This is a genomic window from Parafrankia sp. BMG5.11, from assembly GCF_004337455.1.
Genome location: NZ_SJXI01000001.1, coordinates 221,553 through 241,755, shown reverse-complemented (window position 1 = coordinate 241,755; position 20,203 = coordinate 221,553). Strand labels below are relative to the sequence as shown.

Here is a 20,203-nt window from a genome sequence, read left to right as displayed (position 1 = left end):
GATCCATGGGTGGGCTGGGGCCATCTCGCCTGCTCCAATCTACCATGATGAATGCGGTAGCCCAGAACGTCGACTCGGGCGCTTCACTCGAAATCGCGAAAGTGTCTGTTACCAATTTCTCTGATAGACGAGGGGGGCCTGTGACAGCCCTGCCGGGAGATCGACGTCATAGGTCGTCAGGCCGAGAAAGGTAGCGGCACGAGTAGCTCCAACATAAATGTAACGGTCAAACAAATCAGGCTCACGTTTCGCAAGTTGATCCACCATCACAAAGAACACGGCTTCGAATTCCAACCCTTTGATATCGGATATGGGGAATACTCTAATTTCATTAGTCTTGCCCAGCTTTTCACCATCAGAGGCCTTGGCCTGTAGGTTCAATCCAGCAAGATGTATATTAAGCAGCCCAGTGAGCACTTCTGCACTTTGGGCGTCCGGAACGAGGACCGCAATGGTCGGTAGCCGATCATCCGAAAGACGCTCGATTTCTCGGATCCGCTCGGTGAGCCAGTTCGCGGTCGATTCATCGTCGGAGAGTCCGCTGCCGTGCACGGGATCGTAGCCGACGTTCTCCGCGAAATCCGGAGCGTTGTCGTCCACTTCGGCCCCCTGGAGCCTCGCAAGCTCGCGCGCGTAGGCGGCAAGCTTCCGACTTTGCCTATACGTAATCGAAACGCGGTTGATTTGTAGGTCCGGCGCCGCCCAGGCGAGCTCCTCCTCAGAGCTCGTACCCCAGCGCGTCAAACGCTGGTTGAAGTCACCTGAAAGGAATAGCGATCCAGTGCCGAGGCTCGCCAACTCGGCCATCGCAGCCAGTTGAACCGGGGAGAAATCAGTTGCCTCGTCGACCAACACCTGATTGCGCCGCAATTGGGCGATCGTATCTAGGAGCGGTGGACGCCTGTCCGCTACGCGACTGGAGAGCGAGCGGTCCGTTTCCATTTCCCGCGCCGAGCGCAGCATCGCCAGTACGATTAGATCCAGCTCGGCCGGATGCAGTTGCGCCGCCAGTCCCGAAACGGGACCGTACCACCGCTGCTCTGAGCGCATCACTCGCCGAAAGCGGCGATACCGAGCGGGAAGCCGACGCAGATAATTTGAAGTTGCGCCGGCGAGACGCCCCGCAGCTCGCTGCAATAGCAAGAGGCGGCCGACCTCTTTGAGCTCAGGCTGCTCGAGCCCGCGTTCAGCGAGGAACGCGAGTATCCGGCCGGCCCGGCTCGTTTGTGCCGGCTTGCGACCCTGCGCCTGGCGCAAGGCTGCGGTTCGCATCGCGCGGCGGAAAACGTCCGCGACGAGCCGGCGCCCGTGCAATGCTGGACGCGGCTCACCGCTTTCAACTTCCCCGTCATCACCTTGGTCGTCAGAATCATCGGCGTCATCAGCATCATCGGCATCATCATCGATCGCGTTGCGAAGCATATCGGTGACGAAGACAGTTAGTGCATCGAGAAAATCGGGGTCCGCCGCGGCGAAGACGCGCAGCGGCTGCGCAAGCACACCGCGCGTTTCCCCCCCGAGGCGGGCCGCCAATCTGGCCAAGTCGGCCCGCATGTCGGCTAGGCCGGCTAGCGCGCGCAGTGGGTTGCTGGATCGCGCAAGCCCGGCGCCGACCCGCTCGCCTGCGCGCTGCGCGTCCCCATCGCCCGACTTGGCGAGAATGTTCGCCTCGGTAGTGAGCTGGCGGATGAAATCGGCGGACTGCCAGGCTTGGAACGCCTCGAACCAACCAATCTGGTTTTGCAACGCATCGTTTGCGAGCCACTCGTCCGGGGCCGCGAGTGAGACGACCAGCCCCCCGCCGCTTCCCTTGCGCAAGATACCCAGGGCGTTGCGAGCGATCGTGGCGCGGTATTCGTCCCACGTGCGCAGCCGCTCGTCGTGCGCCGGGACGCCCTCCTGCCCCAGCGCGTCCTTGACGTAGAGGCGCAAGAGCTCGGTTGGAGTGAACAGCAGCCAGCTATTGGCATGCGACAGACCGGCAGCATCTGGCTCTTCGACCAGCAGTTTCTCGTCCTCCTCGAGATATTCGAAGTCGAGCTTCTGGCGCAGCCGTCGCACCATGGTGGTGGTTTTCCCAGTTCCGGGCGGACCAAGCACAGCGATCCTGCTGTCGATCGGCAGGCGGAAGATGCGGTCCTGGAATGAGTCGAGGATGGGTGCGACCCGCAACTGCATCGCGGTCAGCGCATCGCGTCGGATGCCTTCAAGAATATTGCCGTCACCATCCTGTGCTTCGCCCTCTTCGAGCCAGGCGGCAACTGCATCGACTTCCTCGGCCGGAACGCCGGCCTCGCGCAGCAGCTCCCTCAAGGAGCGGATGGTAAGCGGGGCGGAGCGTTCACGAAAATGGATGGCGGGCTGAGAGTCCCAGCCCTCGCCGTTCTCGATCGGCCTGAACGTCATCTTTTCGCGCAAGATGAGCCATGCCTCTCCGCGCGGAAGCATTACGTCGATCTCTTCACCCACCGCTCCGGTGGCGAGACGCCCGAGCGGGCTCATGTAGCTGCACACCCGAACGGAAGCAGAGGGCGGAGAGCCAGCGGGGGAAAGGTAGAGCGTTTGCGTCGCACTGCCCTCGTCTTCGTATACGAGCCGCGCAATCGCGGGTTCGCGCCGCAGACGCTGCAGGTTGCTGTTCCGGTCGGCGTTCCGGTTTTGCAAGTCAGCCGCCAGCTTATCTGCTGTTGCCTCGTTGACAGTAGCGAAGGAATCGAGCGTGATCCCCCGGTCGGCAAGACCGCCGCGAGCCGATCCCGCGATAGATGCAAATGCGTCGAGCGCCTCACGCGCAATCGGTTTCAGTTCTTCCAAGTCTGCGTCCCCCTTATAACAAGCACGGTGGCCTCGCCCGCCGATACTTGCAGCACCGCCCCATCTACTCGCGCGGCGACGGCTGCCGTCCGAATGTCTTCCCCCATTGCACGCGTGGTAAGATCGAGTTCCTCGAAAACTTTGGATTGAAATCTCTGCTCGGGCCTAACCATCCGGATTTCAAGAACGAATTGAAGTGACTGTTGCACTTCACAGGGTAGCTCTTCGCTCACGCCCTTTCGCTTCCCTTGCCACGAAAATCGAAAACCTTGGGCTGTCCCTCTCCGTTTCCGTATGCCTTGAACTATTGAGTTGGGCGCAGGAGCGCGAAAGCTGCCCGAAGGATCGATGCTGTTTCATTGATCTCTTCCCGGGTGGTGAATCGCCCGAGTGAAAGGCGAAGGCCCGAGGCCGCGTTATCGGAGGAGAGGCCAAGTGCCTCCAATACGTGAGAGTTGTGGGGCCGACCACTAGTGCAAGCAGACCCCGTTGAAGCAGCGAGATGAGGCTGAAGACGCGACAAAAGGTCGTCGGCGTTAATTCCGTCGACCCGGATGTGCAGAGTGCCGGGATGCTGAGGGACGTCCTCGATTGTTTTCTGCACCTCTGGAAGAAGACCCTGGAGTGTTTTAGCTAGCTCGTCTCGTAGAGATTGAACGCGGGCTCGTTCAACGGAACCTTCGGAAGCCATAATTGAGAATGCCTCGGCAAAGCCGACACAAAGAGGCGTGGGGAGCGTACCGGGCCGCAAACCTTGTTCCTGGCCTCCACCGAACAGGAGTGGTTTCGGCCGCCAAGGAGAGGCCGCCGAGAGGTATAGAGCCCCAACGCCTTTCGGGCCGTAGATTTTGTGGCTCGAGAAGCTCGCCGCATCGACGCCGAGCTCCGTCAGATCAATTGGCAACGCTGCCGGAGCTTGCGTGGCATCCGTATGAACGAACGCTCCGAATGCCGCAGATTCACGGACAATCGGTTCAAGCTGTTGAATTGTGCCAATCTCGTTGTTGACCCACATTACCGAAACCACAGCGACATCGCTGCCTAGCTTCGATTGCAGATGCGCAAGTTCAATCATGCCGTTGCGATCGACCGGCAGCAGCTCGACCGCGAAGCCGAGCCGTTGGGCCGCGAATGCTGACTCTAGGACTGCTTTATGTTCGGTAGCTCCGATCAGTATGCGGCGTCGGCCCTCTGGAGCTCCCATCGCCGCTCCAAGCACCCCGATGTTATCCGCCTCAGTCGCGCCGGACGTGAAGACGATTTCATCAGCCGCGCAGCCAACCGCGCGCGCAATGGTGGCCCTAGCTTCCTCAACCCGCGCTCGCGCCGACCATCCGGCGCTATGACTTTCCGAGCTCGGATTGGCAAAATCCTGCTCCATCACCTCCATCATCACCGCGCGCACCCGTGGATCAACCGGGGTCGATGATTGATAGTCTAGGTAGATGGTCACTATTCCCCCAACTACGGGCCTGGTCTCTGAGACCAGGCGTTGACATAGCCGGCGGCCCCAAGGCAATCAACTGGAACCCTAGACCAGTGAGACCCTATGCCCCGCAGCATCATCGATGCCACCGAAGATAAACTCCACTTCGCTGGCCATGAGACGTTCCCTTTGCGATATGGCTGGCTGAAGAAGGCGTACGATGCAGTCGATGCCGAACAGAAGGCAGGCCTAGTGCCCGGCTCGATATTCAACGACGACAAGTCAATCGCGGTGTTTGGTGTTGGCCGCAATATGGTGCTTTCTATGAAGCACTGGGCCATCGCGACAGGTGTACTTTCCTCGCAGGATGTGAAAGGCGAGCGGAACGCCAGAATTAGCACGGGACCGGTCGGCGATCTACTTTTCGGCCATGCGTTAGATCCATACCTCGAGCATCCTGGTTCGCTGTGGCTCCTCCATTGGACGCTAGCTTCGAAGCCCGGGCGCGCGACTGCCTGGCATTGGGCGTTTAACGAGTTTCACGAGCCAAGCTTCGATCGAGAACTGCTTCGGCGCCGGCTTACGCAGCGCTGCGAGAAGCTCGCGGAGTCAGGGCGCCTCGGCAGCGGCCGCGCCGTTAGCGGTTCGACGATCAAGCGAGACGTCGAGTGCCTTATCCGCACCTATTTCGCTGGCTCGAAAGGTTCGCGCCGCGCGCCGGAGGATAGCATCGAGTGCCCACTTGCCGAGCTTGGGCTGGTGCAGGCCGCAGGCCTCGGAGATCTTTACCGCTTCCGCCGCGGCCCTAAGGCCTCGCTCCCGGACGAGGTGTTCCTGTTCGCCGTCTTGGAGTTCTGGGAGAGCTTTTATCCTGGCCGGCGCTCCTTCTCGGTCGAGTTTCTGACGTTCGAGCGTGGGTCCCCGGGGCAAGTGTTCCTTCTTGACGAAGATGGCGTGGCGGGCCGGCTTGCACGGCTGGAATCGCTCTCTGGAGAGAAGCTGCGTTGGGACGAGTCATCTGGGATGCGGCAGCTCTACATGCACGAACCTGAAGGCCTGAGCCGCTGGGACGTTCTGAGGCAGATGTACCAACATGATATGCGGGCGATCGCGGCATGAGCCCGGTTCTTTCCGATCTGGTCAAAGTGTCGCGGCGGTTTACGCGCTCGGTGCGAGTAGACACCGATGTTGGCGATCCCGCTGCTCTTGAGGGCTACATCTGCCCGCCTTCCGCTATCGACACTTTGCACGCCATGGCCCGCCACCGGATGGCAACGGGGCACAGTGCCTTCACGTGGACAGGTCCTTACGGCAGCGGAAAATCCAGCTTAGCCGTTGCCCTTGCATCGCTACTCCAGGGCGGAGAAGCGGGTCTCGCTGCTGCTTTGGGTGACGCCGGCGCCCCGCGGGAGGTTGAAGAGCTCAAAGGGCATTTCCGGCCGAGTTTAGATCCATGGCGTATCTGCGCAGTCGTTGGGCAGCGAGCTGATCCCGAAGCGTCCATTGCTGCCGCCATGAAGGCTGCTGGTGGCGGATTGCCGCGCAGGGCGAAGGACGAACCCTTTGCTGCGTGGGTGGGACGAGCGGCCGCTTCGATACCGGGACCGGGGCTTGCACTCATCATCGACGAGATGGGCAAGTTCCTCGAGTATGCTGCGCTTGAATACGGCGACATACACCTCTTCCAGGAGCTGGCAGAAATCTCCTCGCGCAGCGGTGGTCGCCTGCTTCTCGTTGGAATTCTTCACCAATCCTTTGACGAGTATGCGCAGCGCCTGTCCCGCGAAAGCCGCGACGAATGGCTTAAGATTCAAGGGCGCTACCTCGATCTCCCGGTCAACCTTGCTGCCGACGAGCAGATTGAACTCATCGCGCGTGCGATAGAGGCGCCTTCTCACACGGCTGAGATCGACGAAGGAACGCGCCTTGTCGCTTCCACGATGCGCGGCGGCCGCGCCAGCGATAGCGAACGGCTCGCCGATAAGCTTGCGAACTGCTGGCCGCTTCACCCCCTCACTGCTGCGTTGTTGGGGCCCATCTCACGCCGCCGCTTTGGCCAGAGCCAACGGAGCATCTTTGGCTTCCTGACCTCTGCAGAGCCGTTTGGTCTCCAAGAGTTCCTGCAAGAGACCGCTCCAGGCGAGCGGCGCTTCGGTCCTGATCAGCTGTGGGATTATCTTCGCGCTAACTTAGAAGCTGCGATTCTGGCCTCCCCGGACGGCCATCGCTGGTCAACAGCGGTCGATGCAATTGACCGATGTGAGCGGCGCGGCGGGACGGCCGCGCACATCGCAGCGATCAAAACCATCGCGTTATTGGACTTGTTCAAGGATCGATCGGGGCTGCAGCCCACGCCCGAAGTCGTCATGTACGGTGTCGGGGTGTCTTTGGATCGGCAATGGTCGACGCTCTCAGCCGATCTGATCAACTGGTCGGTAGTTGTCTTCAGAAAGCACACGGGTTCTTATGCGATCTACGCGGGCAGCGACTTCGACATCGAGAAGGCGCTCGATGACGCTCGGGCCAAAGGCGTCAGCACTGATTTCGTAAGACTTGAAGAGCAGTCCGCACTGAGACCCATATTGGCCAAGCGCCACTACGAGGCGACCGGAGCACTTCGCTGGTTTGAAGTGGGTATCGGACCCCTTCACGAGGCAGAAGAGCGGGTGCGCAGCTACCGGCCCGCTCCAGGCTCCGCAGGCATGTTTCTCATTCTGGTTAGTGCCTATGGGGAAACAAAAGTCATTGCGAGGCGCCTTGCGCGCGCAGCGGCTGATCAGGCTGGCGAGAACTTGGTTATGGTTGGCTGGACCCGCGATAGCTATCGCCTGCGCGAGCTCACCGCTGACCTTGCGGCCCTGGAGCATGTTCGTGCTCAACAACCTGAGCTCGAGGGTGATGCAGTCGCTCGCCGGGAAATCGATGCTCGCCTCGCTCGCTTGTCTGCTGAGTTAGATGATCGGCTGCGCGATGCGGTCGACCAGGTGGACTGGTACGGCCCGAGAGAAGATCTTGCGGTAGATCTTGGCGAGAACACGGGGCCAGCCGGCTTGAGTTTGCTGGCATCTCGCCTCGCGGACTGGCGATTTTCTTACACGCCGCGGCTGCACAACGAGCTAGTCAACCGTACCAGACCTTCGTCGAATGCCGTCGCAGCTACCCGGTCGCTCCTCCATGCAATGGTTGAGGGGCGGGGGGCGCCGAAGCTTGGTTTGCAAGGTTATCCGCCAGAAGCAGGGCTGTTCTTCAGCTTGCTGGAAGCCACGGGTCTCTATGGCAAGACTGCCGCAGGGAAGGTTGGCTTCGTTGCACCTCCGGCTGACGATCCGCACTGCCTGTTTCCAGTCTGGCAAGCCGCAGATACAGCGCTCCAGAGCTCTGAGGACGTCAGCATCGCGGACATCTTCGGCATTTGGCGCAAATCGCCCTTCGGAGTGAGGGACGGTCTGCTGCCGGTGCTGGGCCTTGCTTACGTATTGACGCGCGCAAGTCATACTTCGCTCTACCTCGATGGAGTGTTCCGGCCGCAACTCGACACCTATTTCGTGGACCGCATGTTGCAGGATCCCAGTGCAATCCGAGCCCGACACGTCGAGCTCACACATCATGACGTCTCGCTGGTTGCTGAGCTTGCCGGATCGCTGGGCGACAGTGATCACGTCGCCCCCACTCCGCTTGACGTCGCCAAGGCGATCGTTGGCCGAATCCGCGCTTTGCCGAGCTGGTCGCAGAGGACAGCGATGGTCTCGCCTGAGGCGATCAACTTGCGTCAGCTCGGGCTTAAATCGCATGACCCGAACCAGCTGCTATTCAACGACATCCCTAGCAAGTTCGAAGGCGAGCCAGGAGTGGTTGCCGGCGCAGTTGCCGCGGCTCTGACCGAACTACAGACCGCCTATCCCGCGATGCTCGAAGACTTGGCTAGAACGCTTCTGACAGAGCTGCGCTGCGACCCAGCCTCGGATCCCGAGCTCAAAGATCTTCATGAGCGTTGCGAAAATTTGCGAGGTCTCTCGGGCAATTTCCGCCTCGATGCACTCGCGACGAGGCTAAGTGCGTTCACAGGCGAGATCAGCGAGATTGAAGGCATCGCCAGCCTTGCTGCAAATAAGCCTGCGCGCGATTGGGTTGACCGCGATATTGATGCGGCGAAAATTGAACTCGCGGCTCTGGCGCAACAGTTCTTGCAAGCGGAAGGGCTAGCTCACCTGAAGGGACGAGGTGATCGCCAGACCAGCGTGGCCGTATATATCAGTGACCCAAGCTATCCCGCGCCCGCGTCTCCGTTTGTCGAGCTGAACGACATTGAGCGGAAAAAAGCTGATGCGTTGGCGATTGAGATAAGGCGTTTGATCAACGAGTCTGATGCGGGTTCAGCTGTCGCGCTTGGGGCCATCGCGCGGCTAGGGCTATCACTAGCCAAAGAGCTCGATGACGTTCAGCAGCCGGCGCAGGTGGCGGCATGACCGAGCGCCACGTTCTTGGAATCTCTGGTGGCAAGGATAGTGCAGCTCTCGCGGTTTACATGCGTCAAGCGAAGCCTGAGCTTGATATCGAGTACTTCTTCACAGACACGGGGAAGGAGCTGCCGGAGGTCTATGAGTTTCTAGGTCGGCTCGAGGGCTTCTTAGGCAAGCCCATCCTGCGGCTGAACCCCGATCGCGACTTCGACTTCTGGCTGCAGGAGTACAAGAACTTCCTGCCGTCTCCGCAGACCCGGTGGTGCACGAGGCAGCTTAAGATCAAGCCGTTCGAACAATGGCTGAAGCCTGCCTTGGCCGCAGGGGAGCAGATCCACAGCTACGTCGCCATCAGATCCGATGAAGATTACCGTGAGGGATACGTTTCCGGTCAGGACAGCCTGAAAGTGCATCTGCCTTTTAGAGAAGCAGGCATCGACAAAGCTGGTGTGACGGAAATCCTCGATGCGGCGGGTCTGGGTCTCCCCGACTACTATCGCTGGCGTTCTCGGAGTGGGTGCACCTTTTGCTTCTATCAGCAGAAAATTGAGTGGGCTCGCCTCCTAGACGAGCACCCGGAAGCGTTTGAAGAGGCAACTAGATACGAGAAGAATGCGCTCGAGCACGGTTCGCCATTTACCTGGAGCCACGGCGAATCCTTGGCTGAGCTTTCTCGCCCAGAACGTCTCGATCAGATCCGTCGTGACCACGCTAAGCGGGTCGAGCGGGTGCGCTCTCGCCGCCCGGTCAACATCCTTGCTGACGAAGAAGCGGTCGATATTGACGAAGTCTATGGCGCAGGCAAGCTCTGCATAACCTGTCATAAGTGAGCTGCCGTCCGATAACCAACGAGTAAGCCGAACCTCACTTGGGCTCGACCCCTTTTCCGGCCGCCCAGGTAAGTGTAGCCACTGCACACGGGTTTATCGTATTGAAAGAAGTTGCCGATTAGCGGTAGCTTGCTGAGAATGGGGCTCTTGGGGAGGGGATTGGTGGAAGAATCGTCAACTAATGCGCGTGCAGCTGAGGGGCGCGCCTTCGACCCTATCGAGATGGATAAAATCATTCGACAAATCGTCGACAAAGTGCGCGGCAACTATTTCCAGAACGGCGAAACGGGTCGGGGCATCCCGGGTGAGGTCAAGCGCATCATCGAAACCAACATCGATCGAGTATAATGCATGCTGATTGAGTTCATCCGGATTAACAATTGGCGCAGCTTCTACGGGGACAACGACTTTCTAGTATCCAAGGACCCATCAAAAAACGTTACTTTGATTAGGGCGGAAAACGGGGTTGGTAAGACAAGCCTTTTGGCCGCAATAAATTGGTGCCTTTTCGGTATATTGCCGAGCGAAAGCGAATTCGAAAATCCGAGCAAGCTCGTCAACGAATGCGCTATCCAGAAAGATGGCCAGACTAAGACGACCGTCGAGATCGACTTCGTGCACGAAGGAAAGGCTTACCGGGCATCGCGGAGCTTTGATCAAAAGACGGAGACCACCCATCCCCTGCGACTGCGCGAGCTGGCCGACGGCGGGGAAATCCCGTCGTCCAAGGATCGGCCGGACCGCTTTATCAACTCCGTCATCCCGCGCGAGATGGCGCCGCACTTCTTTTTCTACGGGGAAGCGACGAGCCGCTACACCGGATCAACGGGTGCGCGAAAATTTGGAGAGGCTGTGAAAGGGATCCTCGGTTCGACCGTCGCCCGAATGGCGCTCGAGGATTTGCGGAAGGCGTGGCAAGACTTCAATCGCCAAGCTTCTGACAACACGAGTGCTGAAGCCCAGGACGCAGAGCGTGAAATCGAAGAGGCCGTACAACGTATCGCGCAATATCGTGAAAACTTACTGAAGCTTGATGAGGAAATCGAAGCGGCAAATAGCCGAATTGACAGACTCAATCAGGAACTAGCTGGCGCCAAGCCGGCTAAAGAGGCGCAGACTCGTCGCGCGCGAATTGAGAGTCAGCTCGCTACCCGCGAAACCGAAAAAGCCAAAGCACTGCAGCGGTCCAAAGCGTGGATGCGAACTTACATCACTTCAGTTCTGGCTGAGGAGCTCGTCAAGGAATCGGCGCACGTCGTTAAGGCTGAGGACACCCGCGGGAGATTGCCCGCGCCCTACGATCAGAAGTTCGTCGATGAAATACTTGAGGATGGAACGTGCGTCTGCGGTCGCCCAATTGCCAAGGGTTCAGAGGAATTTGACCGCATTAAGTCCCTCCTAGACTCGGCTGGCGATCAAGCTGTCATGTCGCGTGTGATGACCACCAACACAGCGCTCGGTAGGCTCGAAGCGGGCGCCACCCGCGCCTGGAGCGATTACGAGCGCAATAATGAGGACCTTCGCAGGGTAGAGGCCGAAATACAGCGCCTCGATGCAGACCTCGTCGAGATTTCAAAGGAGCTGGCCGCCAATCCGCTCACGGACATCGCGGAAAAAGAAGCGGCGCGCGAGCGAGCTAAAACTCAGCGAAACCAGGCAATGAGTCGGAAAGTGGATATTCAAACATCCATTAATAACTTCGAACGTCAAAAGTCAGGGTCTGAGAGCAAACGTGACGAGCTGGTCAAGAAGTCAGAAGCGGCCCGTCGTTTCGTCAAGCGGGCGCAGCTTTCTGCCGCATTGATGGCTCGTCTGGAGAGCCGGCTTAAGTCTGAGGAAGAGGCAGCTCGCGAGGCGATTGAGAGAGAGGTCGACGCGATCGTCAAGAAGTTCATGCGGAAGCCGGCGACAGTGGAGCTCGATAAGAATTATCAACTTCGGCTCTATGACGAACGAAAGATGGAAATCGCTAAGAGTACCGGTGAGAATCAGCTCCTTGGCCTGGCCTTCACGGGAGCCATCGCGAAATATGCAAAGGAGAGAGAGAAAGACGTCGATGACATCCTGTTGCCGGGCACCGTCGCGCCCCTCGTAGTGGACTCCCCCTTCGGTCACCTCGACCCACTTTATCGTCGCAGCGTCGCCGAGTTTCTGCCGAACCTGGCTTCACAGGTCATCTTGCTCGTTTCCACATCGCAAGCGTCGGACGCGGTCATGGGAACGCTCGCGGACAAAGTTGGCCAAGAATACGTCCTTACCAGGCACAATCGGAGCGATGGTAAGGGTAAGCAGCCCGAGGTTATCGAGATCAGGGGTGACACATACGACCTTACGGCTTACAACAGCGAGATCGAGGGTACTCGCATCACGGAGGTGCGGTAGCGATGCGTTTGATCCACTCACCCGTTCGGCGAAGCAAGCTATACGAAGATACCTTGCAGAAGCTCGGCGGCAAGGAATCGTCGCTGTTCCCGACCTTGCGGGAAGCACTCACTTTCTGCGCGGTTCTGGGCTACAAGGAGAGGCGGAAACTGCCTCTCGACCAGAAGGCTGGTATGGAAGATATCGCGGGAGCGCAGTATCAGATTAACGAAGCCGTCGACCTTTTATTTGCTCTTGCATTAGCGGATAGCAAGACGTCAGACGTGTTGCGCCCAGAACGGGAGAAAGACTGCGTTCAGATTTACGAGGAGTATGCCAACGGCGGACTTGAACTCGTTAATTCTTGGATCGAGCGCTATGCGGACCTTGACGTAGAGGACGCGGTTTGGCGCGGCCTCAATTCTATCGGGGTTAAACCTCCGGCGGCGGCACAACCTGCTGGCGATGTTGTTGCTCCGACCTTCTGATGTTCCGCAAACTTGAACTGAAGACCAACTACACCTCGGAATCAGATAACCTCTACACAGAGTTCTTTTTGCCCGCTTTGACCGGAGCCATTAAGTACCAGCGTGCCGTAGGCTTCTTTTCGCTAGGTGTACTATTAAACGCCCCGTCTGCAATGTCGACTATCGTCGAAAACGACGGGCGGATTGAGCTAATTTTTGGCAAGCTTGTGGCGCCCGAGGATTTTGAAGCTATTCGTGAAGGCGCGAGTCGACCCTGGGGAGAGGATGAGCTGCCCCGCTTTGATGAAGTGCTCGCGGAGAATAGCGGGGGCCTTCTCGAATATCGAATCCGTCTACTTGCGTGGCTGTTCACTACTCAGCGGCTCGAGATGAAGGTGGCAGTTCGGCCCCAGGGCATGTTCCACCAAAAGATTGGCGTACTGGAAGACCGCTTAGGGGATACAATATCCTTCAGCGGTTCCATGAATGAGACGATGAGTGCTCTCGATCCTCGCTTTAATTCCGAAGAGATCACGGTTTTCCGTTCATGGAGCGAGGGCCAAAGGGACTATGTGGAAAACCATGCTCGTAATTTCGCCAAGCTGTGGTCGGGAGATACGGGTAGCTCCACCCTCATATGCGCCCTTCCTGAGGCGATCGAAGAAGGCCTCAATTTTGTCATGGAGCGCTTTCCGGGTCGCCCGCGAACTGAAGAAGAAGATGTAAAGGTTCGAGCCTTTTTCGAAAAGCAAGTCGGAACGACAAATTCGAAGCCTGCGGTACCTACCACGGTGGGCGGCGCTGCCTTCGCCATGCGGCCGCACCAGTTGGAGGCATTGCGAGCTTGGAGCGCGAATGGACACAATGGCATCCTCGAGCTCGCCACAGGTGCAGGCAAGACAATCACTGCCATCTATGCAGCCACGAAAACGATCGAGGCCAACATTGGGATCGCCCTTGTTGTGGCCGTTCCCTATCAGGATCTCGCCGACCAGTGGTGCGAGGAGCTGCGGCAGTTTAACATCCATTCGGTCCGATGCTACGGGTCTCGCAAAGAGTGGGAGCCTGTAGTGAACGCGTATCTCCGCCGAAACGCAGGGGAGCAGCGTGAGTTCATTGCAATAGTAGTGGTCAATAAGACCCTCAAGTCAGACTACTTTCAATCGTTCGCGACAAAGCTCGACTCAAGCAGAGTGTTTTTTATCGGGGACGAGTGCCATCACCATGGTGGAGTTGGATATGTCGGGAAATTGCTGGAAGATGCTCGCTTTCGGATAGGCTTATCGGCCACGCCGTTTCACTATCTGGATGAAGAAGCCAACGCCCGGATCCGGAATGTCTATGACCGCTCCGTCTTCCAGTACAGCCTAGCCGATGCAGTTCGCGACAAGGTCCTCACCCCCTATGAGTACGTTCCAATTCCAGTGGAGCTTACCGCGAGGGAGGCTCAGGATTATGTCGATCTTAGCGACCAGATAGCGCAGGCTTTTGCCGCTTCCCGTGACCGCCAGATGGGGCCAGGCTCCGAGCGATTGAAGGCGCTGCTAATGCAGAGGGCACGCCTTATTGGCGCCGCCGAAAATAAGATGGTCGAGCTTGAGGCGCTCCTCGAGACCGAGAAGGTGCAAGCTCACTCGCTCTTCTATTGTAGCGACGGCAGGACCATTGTTGACGAGGATGCTGATGGCGCCGAAAGCGCCGACGACTCTGTCGAGATGAAGCAGAGGCACGCGGTTGCACAGGCTTTGATGCGCCGGGGCGTGCGCGTTTCACCGTTTACGTCCGACGAGAACAGGTGGCAACGTCGGGAGATCCTGCGCCAGTTTAAAGATGGTGAGACCGAGGCGATGGTCGCCATCCGGTGCCTGGACGAGGGGATCGACGTCCCTGCGTGCAGAACTGCCTACCTTATCGCAAGCTCTCGCAACCCCCGCCAGTTTATCCAACGGCGCGGCAGGATCTTGAGGCGATCACCGGGGAAGGATCACGCCAAAATTTACGATTTCGTAGTTGTGCTGCCAGAGGACAATGCCAGGCCAGTGAGCGCCGCAGTCGACTTTCTCCGAAACGAACTTGGACGCGTCGCTGACTTCGCCCGCAATTCGCTTTATCCTGCAAGCTCCATTAAACCTTTGCTTCCTTGGCTTCGGAAGTATGATTTGGAGCACCTCGCTGCCTAACCCTAACTTAGTCAGGTGAAGGGATTGCCACTCGCGTTCAGAGAGTCGCGGGGAGCTGCGCCAGAACTTTCTGGGCGTCCGGCGGAATATAAGAGTTCCCAAATTGCTCGCTTGATTAGGACCAAATCATAGGTCCAGCAAATTCCTCTAAATCTTCTGTGTGTTAGCGACAAGGTCCCCAAACCACGACGTTCCATTGGACTTGCTGCGCACCGCAAGCATTGGTTTTGTCAGTGAATCGCGGCCCTGAAGTGGGGCCGCACCCCTGACCGGCGCGCTCGGCAGGGCCTTGGGTGGTGGGAGCGGCGCGGTGCTGCTCCGCCATGGAGAACCAACCAATGATCGAGGCAATTGAGAACAAGCCCGATACGAAGCGCCCTCGGCAGATGGCGCGCGAGCCAAAAGCGGCAGGCGCAATTGCGGTCCCAGACACCAAGCTCAGCTCCGTTGTTGAACCGAAGCCGTTCAACAAGTCCAGCCTCGTTCTGCAAATGCTCCAGCAACTCGAGGGCGCCACAATCGCGCAAATCGTTTTGGCAACCGGCTGGCTGCCACATATGACGGGAGCCGCACTGACTGGCTTGAAGAAGAAGGGCCATGATATCACGAGCGAGAAGATCGAAGGCGAGGAGCGCGGTTACCGTGTTGCGGCACGCTGATGAGGCGGGGCGCTCACGTCACCCTTGACCGGCTTGCAGTCATGACAACCGGCGAGCTGAAAGCGGAGTGGGCGCGGCGCTACGGCGCGCCCACTCCCAACCTGTCGCCGGAGCTGATGCGACTGGGGATCGCCTATCGGCTGCAGGAGCAAAGGCTCGGCGGAGTGAGCCGCTCGACCAAATCACTACTGCGTAAGCTGGCTGCGCAGCCCAAAGAAGGGGAACGGAAGGGCACCCCACCTCGCAAGCTTACGATAGGAACCCGGCTGGTCCGCGACTGGCACGGTGTCGGCCACACCGTGACCGTCCTAGAAAAAGGCTTTGAGTACGATGGGAAGCAATGGCCATCACTCACCGCTATCGCCAAGGCTATCAGTGGGTCGCATTGCAGCGGTCCGGCGTTCTTTGGCCTGACGGATCCCAAGCCATGAAGCCGCTGCGCTGCGCGGTCTACACCCGCAAGTCGACCGAAGATGGGCTCGAGCAGGAGTTCAACAGCCTCGATGCCCAGCGCGAGGCCTGCGAGGCATACATCCTGAGCCAGCGGCACGAAGGCTGGACGCTGGTGCCGAACCGTTATGACGATGGCGGGTTCTCTGGCGGGAGCATGCTCCGTCCGGGTCTCACGGCGCTGCTGGCCGATATCGAAGCTGGCCTCGTAGACGTGATCGTCGTCTACAAAGTCGATCGGTTGACCCGTAGCCTCGCCGACTTTGCCAAAATCGTCGAACAACTCGATGCAAGGCAAGCCAGCTTCGTCTCGGTCACACAGGCCTTCAACACAACCACAAGCATGGGTCGTCTGACCCTCAACGTGCTGCTGTCATTTGCCCAGTTCGAGCGCGAAGTCACCGGCGAGCGGATCCGCGACAAGATCGCCGCCTCAAAGAAGAAGGGCATGTGGATGGGAGGGCCTGTGCCGCTGGGATACGAGGTGGTCGATCGCAAGCTGGTTCCAGTTCCCGAAGAGGCCGAGCGGGTGCGCACGATCATGCGCCGCTACCTCGAGATCAGATTGGTCCCGGCCCTGATCGGGGTTCTGCGGCGGGAAGGGTTCATCACGAAGGTCCAGAACCGGACCAGCGGGCCACACAAGGGTGGCATCCCCTTCCGGCGCGGGAGCCTGTTCCACCTGCTCAAGAATCCGATCTACCGCGGCAAGATCGTTCACAAGGGGCAGGTCTACGAAGGCGAGCACGAAGCGATCGTGGACGAGGACATGTGGGATGCGGTGCAGGCACAGCTGAACGAAAAGGCACCCCCAAGGAAACGCCCCACCAATGACCCGCAACAGGCCATGTTGCGCGGCCTGCTTACCGATCCACACGGACGCCCAATGGTGCCGACTTATGCCACCAAGCGCAGCCGCCGCTATGCCTACTACGAGACCCGCAAGGATTTGGCCCGACCAGGCGATCCGCCAGCAACGCGGTTCGTACAAGGGCAACTCGAGCGGCACCTTGTCGTTCAGCTCACCCAGCTGTTGGAGGATGAGCATGCCCTGCGCCGACTGTCAGGGATCGAAGAAGCGGGTCGACTGCGTACCATGTTCGAGACTGGTCGATTGCTTGCCTGTCGGCTTGCAATTCAAGGTTCCCGCGAAACAGCGCTGCAAGATCTGATCTCCGCGATGCAAGTGTGCGCCGAGCGGATCGAGGTCGTGTTGAACTCGGATGCACTGGCGGTGGGCACGGGTCGCGAGCTCAACTGGAGCATCGCGCTGCCAGATCGAAAGCCGTTCCGCGAAGCAAGGCTCAGGATTAATGCCGAAGACAAGGGCAGCTCGCTGGATAACAAGCTTGTCCAGCTTATCGCCGACGCACTCGAAGCTCGGCAGCTCGTCATCAGCAACCCGGGGCTCAGCATCAACCAGGTGGCACACAAAGAAGGCCGCTGCCGCAAACAGCTTACCAAGCTGGCGAGCGTAAGCTGGCTGAGCCCACGTATCGTTGAGTCCATTGCAGCAGGCACCCAGCCCAAGGCGATCAACCGTACCTTGCTGCTCGAAACCACGCTCCCCACCGATTGGGCCAATCAAGAGGCCTTGCTCGGCTTTCAGGCCTGAGCGGGATCCACCGCATCTTTCCCTCCGGGTGGGCGGGAAATCTCCAGTCAGAGAATGGGGCTGACGTTAGCCGTCCTCAGTGCGAGGTAGCGGCCTCTCGCGCCCACGGAACAGAAATTCATGGCGCCAAACCCCGCAGAACTGCGCCACTTTCAAACCGCATGGCGCCCGAAGGCGAAATCATGTCTGCTTGGCTGACTGTTTGGTGCGGTCGAGAAGACTCGAACTTCCACGGGCTTTCGCCCACAACGACCTCAACGTTGCGCGTCTACCAATTCCGCCACGACCGCACATCGGATGAAACAAGGGCCGGCGCACCGGCCCTCGGTAGGCGCGCGCCTCTAGCAACGCGCCGGGCCAGCCGCAAGCGCGGTTTTACGGCAGAAACGGCTCCGCCACCGCGGCGGGCACCCGCACGAGCCGGCCGCTGGCCTTGTCGAGCATGGCCCAGGTGCTGCGCACCGCGACCAGGCGCTTGCCCGCCGCATCGCGGAACTCCACGCTCCGTTCGAACTGTGCACCGCGCGGCGGGGCGGGAATCCAGGTCTCCGCGCTAACGGTCTCGCCCAGGCCGACATTGCCGCGATAGTCGATCTCGTGCCGGGTCACGACCCACACGTAACGCTCGACATCGGCTGGCGCGGCGACCGCGGTCCAGTGCGCGGTGGCGATATCCTGCACCCACTGCAGCCACACCGCGTTGTTGACGTGGCCCAGCTCGTCGATGTGCCGCGGCGCGGCCGTGAAGCTCTTGGCGAAGCGGTTGCTCATGATCGCATCCGGCCCGCCGACGGATTGCCTGCAGCGGCGATCACATCCCGAACTGCCACAGGATGAAGGCGAATTCCTCCGCCGTTTCGCGCAAGCTTTCGAAGCGGCCCGACTTGCCGCCGTGCCCGGCGCCCATGTTGGTCTTCAGCAGCAGGACGTTGTCGTCGGTCTTGAACTCGCGCAGGCGCGCGACCCACTTCGCCGGCTCCCAGTAAGTGACCCGAGGATCGTTGAGCCCGGCGGTGACCAGTAGCGGCGGGTAGGCCTGGGCGCGGACGTTGTCGTACGGGCTGTAGCTCTGGATCAGTTCGAACGCGGCGCGGTCCTCGATCGGGTTGCCCCATTCGGGCCATTCGCCCGGCGTCAGCGGGAGCGAGGCGTCGAGCATCGTCGCCAGCACGTCCACGAACGGCACGTGCGCTACCACCGCGCCCCACAGCTCGGGGTCGGAGTTTATCACCGCGCCCATCAGCTCGCCGCCCGCCGATCCGCCGGAGATAGAGATGCGGCCCTTCCCGGTCAGGCCGCGCTCGATCAGCCCCTTCGCGACATCGACGAAGTCGGTGAAGGCGTTGGTGCGGCTCTCCAGCTTGCCGGCCTTGTACCACGCGCGGCCGAGGTCATCCCCGCCGCGAATGTGAGCGATGGCATAGGCGAAACCGCGATCGACCAGGCTGAGGCGGGTCGTCGAGAACCCCGGCGGAATGGCGATGCCATAAGCGCCGTAGCCATAGAGGTGCAGCGGGCCGGGAGACACGCGATCCTTGCGGACCATGATCGACACCGGAATGTCGGTCCCGTCGCGCGCGGTGATGTGCAGCCGCTCGGTAGTGTAGAGCGAGGCGTCGTAGCCGGAGGGGATCTCCTGCACCTTGAGCACTTCCAGCCGCCGCTCCGCGACGTGGTAGTCGTACGTCGTCGCCGGGCTGACCATCGAGTTGTAGCCGACCCGCAGCGTCTGCATCGCCCATTCGGGATTGTCGCCCAGGCCCGCGCTGTAGCTTTCCTCGGGAAAGGCGATCGGCTCGACCCGCGCCGGGTCGTCGTAATAGCGCACCTCGATCGTATCGAGCCCCGCCTGCCGCCCTTCGACCACGTAGAAATCGCGGAACAGGTCGAATCCGGTCAGGTAGAACGCGTCCGACCCCTCGATCAGCGTGGTCCATTCGCCGGGCGCGGACAGCGGCGCGGTGGCGAGGCGGAAATTCTCGTGCGTGTCGTTGGCCAGGATGAAGAGCGTGCCGTCGCGCTCCCCCACTTGCTGATAGACGTCGACATCGTATTCCACCCCCTTCTGCCGCGCCTTGACCAGCAGCGGCGTGGCCAGGGGGGCCGCGGCGGGGATCAGCCGCACTTCGCTGGTTTCGTGATCGCTGGCGGACAGCACCAGCCACTGCTCGTTCGCCGACAGCCCCGCACCGACGCGGAAGCCCTCGTCGTCCTCGTGATAAAGCTCCACGTCCTGGTCGATCGGCTGGCCCAGCCAGTGGAGCCGCGCATTGTCGGTCCGCCACTGCTCGTTGGCCAGGCTGTAGACGATGCCGGTATCGCCCGCGACCCACACCAGCGACGACAGCGTGCCGGGGATCTCGTCCGGCAGCAGCTCGCCCGAGCCGAGATCCTTCACCCGGACGGTGAATCGCTCAGACCCGTTGTCGTCGATCGCATAGGCAAGCTTCATCCCGTCGTTCGAGACCGAGATTGCGCCGAGCCGGAAATACTCCTTGCCCTCCGCCAGGGCGACCTCGTCGAGCAGCAGCTCGTCCGGCCCGCCGGAGACGGGTTTGCGCCACCATTTCTTGTACTCGGCGCCGTCCTCGTACTCGATCCAGTAGAGCCAGTTGCCGTCCTTCTGCGGCACCGAGGTGTCGGCTTCCTTGATCCGCCCGCGCATCTCGGTGAACAGCGCGTCGATCCGGTCCTGCTGGCCCGCCATCGCGGCTTCGAACCAGGCGTTCTCGGCGTCGAGGTGCGCGAGGATTTCCGGGTCGTCGACCGTGGGGTAGCTCTTGTCGCGCAGCCAGGCGTAGTTGTCGCTGACGGTGATCCCGTGGTGCGTAGCGGTGGAGGGGCGCTTGGCGGCGGCGGGCGGGGTCTGCGGCGGCCCGGAGGAGGCGTCGTTCATGGTGGAATCGGTCATGGGTGGCCCCTATGTGGGACGTGAAAGGAC

General features: G+C 60.1%; 14 protein-coding genes and 1 tRNA gene. 10 read left to right on the top strand and 5 right to left on the bottom strand.

The genetic code is table 11. The features are described from left to right. Positions 1–108: 108 nt before the first annotated feature. Together E0504_RS01245 and E0504_RS01240 are read right to left on the bottom strand one after the other, a co-directional pair. Positions 109–2,814: an ATP-binding domain-containing protein gene (locus tag E0504_RS01245; RefSeq protein ID WP_131621125.1), complete on the bottom strand. Its 2,706-nt coding sequence runs from the start codon at positions 2,812–2,814 to the stop codon at positions 109–111. Positions 2,815–3,118: 304 nt separating this feature from the next. Then, the gene (locus E0504_RS01240) at positions 3,119–4,267 is read right to left on the bottom strand and encodes a cysteine desulfurase family protein (protein WP_165938366.1); all 1,149 of its coding nucleotides are present in this window, start codon (positions 4,265–4,267) and stop codon (positions 3,119–3,121) included. Positions 4,268–4,363: 96 nt separating this feature from the next. Between E0504_RS01240 and E0504_RS01235 the strand changes: the two genes are divergently transcribed. From E0504_RS01235 to E0504_RS01190, 10 genes are all read left to right on the top strand, one after another. Continuing rightward, complete coding sequence (locus E0504_RS01235) at positions 4,364–5,359, top strand: DUF4007 family protein (RefSeq protein ID WP_131621121.1); 996 nt, start codon at positions 4,364–4,366, stop codon at positions 5,357–5,359. Next, the gene (locus E0504_RS01230; RefSeq protein WP_131621120.1) at positions 5,356–8,706 is read left to right on the top strand and encodes an ATP-binding protein; all 3,351 of its coding nucleotides are present in this window, start codon (positions 5,356–5,358) and stop codon (positions 8,704–8,706) included. The genes E0504_RS01235 and E0504_RS01230 overlap by 4 nt, the downstream gene beginning before the upstream one ends. After that, a complete protein-coding gene (locus E0504_RS01225; RefSeq protein ID WP_131621118.1) occupies positions 8,703–9,530 on the top strand; it encodes a phosphoadenosine phosphosulfate reductase family protein in 828 nt (275 codons plus the stop codon). Before E0504_RS01230 ends, E0504_RS01225 begins: the two co-directional genes overlap by 4 nt. Positions 9,531–9,692: 162 nt before the next feature. Continuing rightward, positions 9,693–9,878, top strand: a complete 186-nt coding sequence (locus E0504_RS01220) for a hypothetical protein (RefSeq protein ID WP_131621116.1) — start codon at positions 9,693–9,695, stop codon at positions 9,876–9,878. 3 nt (positions 9,879–9,881) lie between these two features. Beyond that, a complete protein-coding gene (locus tag E0504_RS01215; RefSeq protein ID WP_131621114.1) occupies positions 9,882–11,912 on the top strand; it encodes an AAA family ATPase in 2,031 nt (676 codons plus the stop codon). Between the two features lie 2 nt (positions 11,913–11,914). Continuing rightward, positions 11,915–12,379 (top strand): hypothetical protein, encoded by a 465-nt coding sequence (locus E0504_RS01210; protein WP_131621112.1) that lies wholly within the window; start codon positions 11,915–11,917, stop codon positions 12,377–12,379. Further along, positions 12,379–14,538, top strand: coding sequence for a DEAD/DEAH box helicase family protein (locus E0504_RS01205; protein WP_131621110.1), 2,160 nt, complete (start codon positions 12,379–12,381; stop codon positions 14,536–14,538). Before E0504_RS01210 ends, E0504_RS01205 begins: the two co-directional genes overlap by 1 nt. Positions 14,539–14,876: 338 nt before the next feature. Continuing rightward, complete coding sequence (locus E0504_RS01200) at positions 14,877–15,197, top strand: DUF3489 domain-containing protein (RefSeq protein WP_207912061.1); 321 nt, start codon at positions 14,877–14,879, stop codon at positions 15,195–15,197. Beyond that, positions 15,197–15,628 (top strand): DUF2924 domain-containing protein, encoded by a 432-nt coding sequence (locus tag E0504_RS01195; protein WP_131621106.1) that lies wholly within the window; start codon positions 15,197–15,199, stop codon positions 15,626–15,628. The genes E0504_RS01200 and E0504_RS01195 overlap by 1 nt, the downstream gene beginning before the upstream one ends. Next, positions 15,625–17,262, top strand: coding sequence for a recombinase family protein (locus E0504_RS01190; RefSeq protein ID WP_165938365.1), 1,638 nt, complete (start codon positions 15,625–15,627; stop codon positions 17,260–17,262). The genes E0504_RS01195 and E0504_RS01190 overlap by 4 nt, the downstream gene beginning before the upstream one ends. 203 nt (positions 17,263–17,465) lie before the next feature. Here E0504_RS01190 and E0504_RS01185 read toward each other — a convergent pair. The 3 genes from E0504_RS01185 to E0504_RS01175 all read right to left on the bottom strand — a co-directional run bounded on the left by E0504_RS01185 (position 17,466) and on the right by E0504_RS01175 (position 20,173). Next, a tRNA-Leu gene (locus E0504_RS01185) sits at positions 17,466–17,552 on the bottom strand. An 85-nt stretch (positions 17,553–17,637) separates the two neighbouring features. Further along, a complete protein-coding gene (locus tag E0504_RS01180; protein ID WP_131621102.1) occupies positions 17,638–18,033 on the bottom strand; it encodes a thioesterase family protein in 396 nt (131 codons plus the stop codon). Between the two features lie 40 nt (positions 18,034–18,073). Continuing rightward, positions 18,074–20,173 carry a S9 family peptidase gene (locus E0504_RS01175; RefSeq protein WP_131621100.1) on the bottom strand — a complete coding sequence of 700 codons (2,100 nt, stop codon included), beginning with the start codon at positions 20,171–20,173 and terminating at the stop codon, positions 18,074–18,076. Positions 20,174–20,203 lie beyond the last annotated feature (30 nt).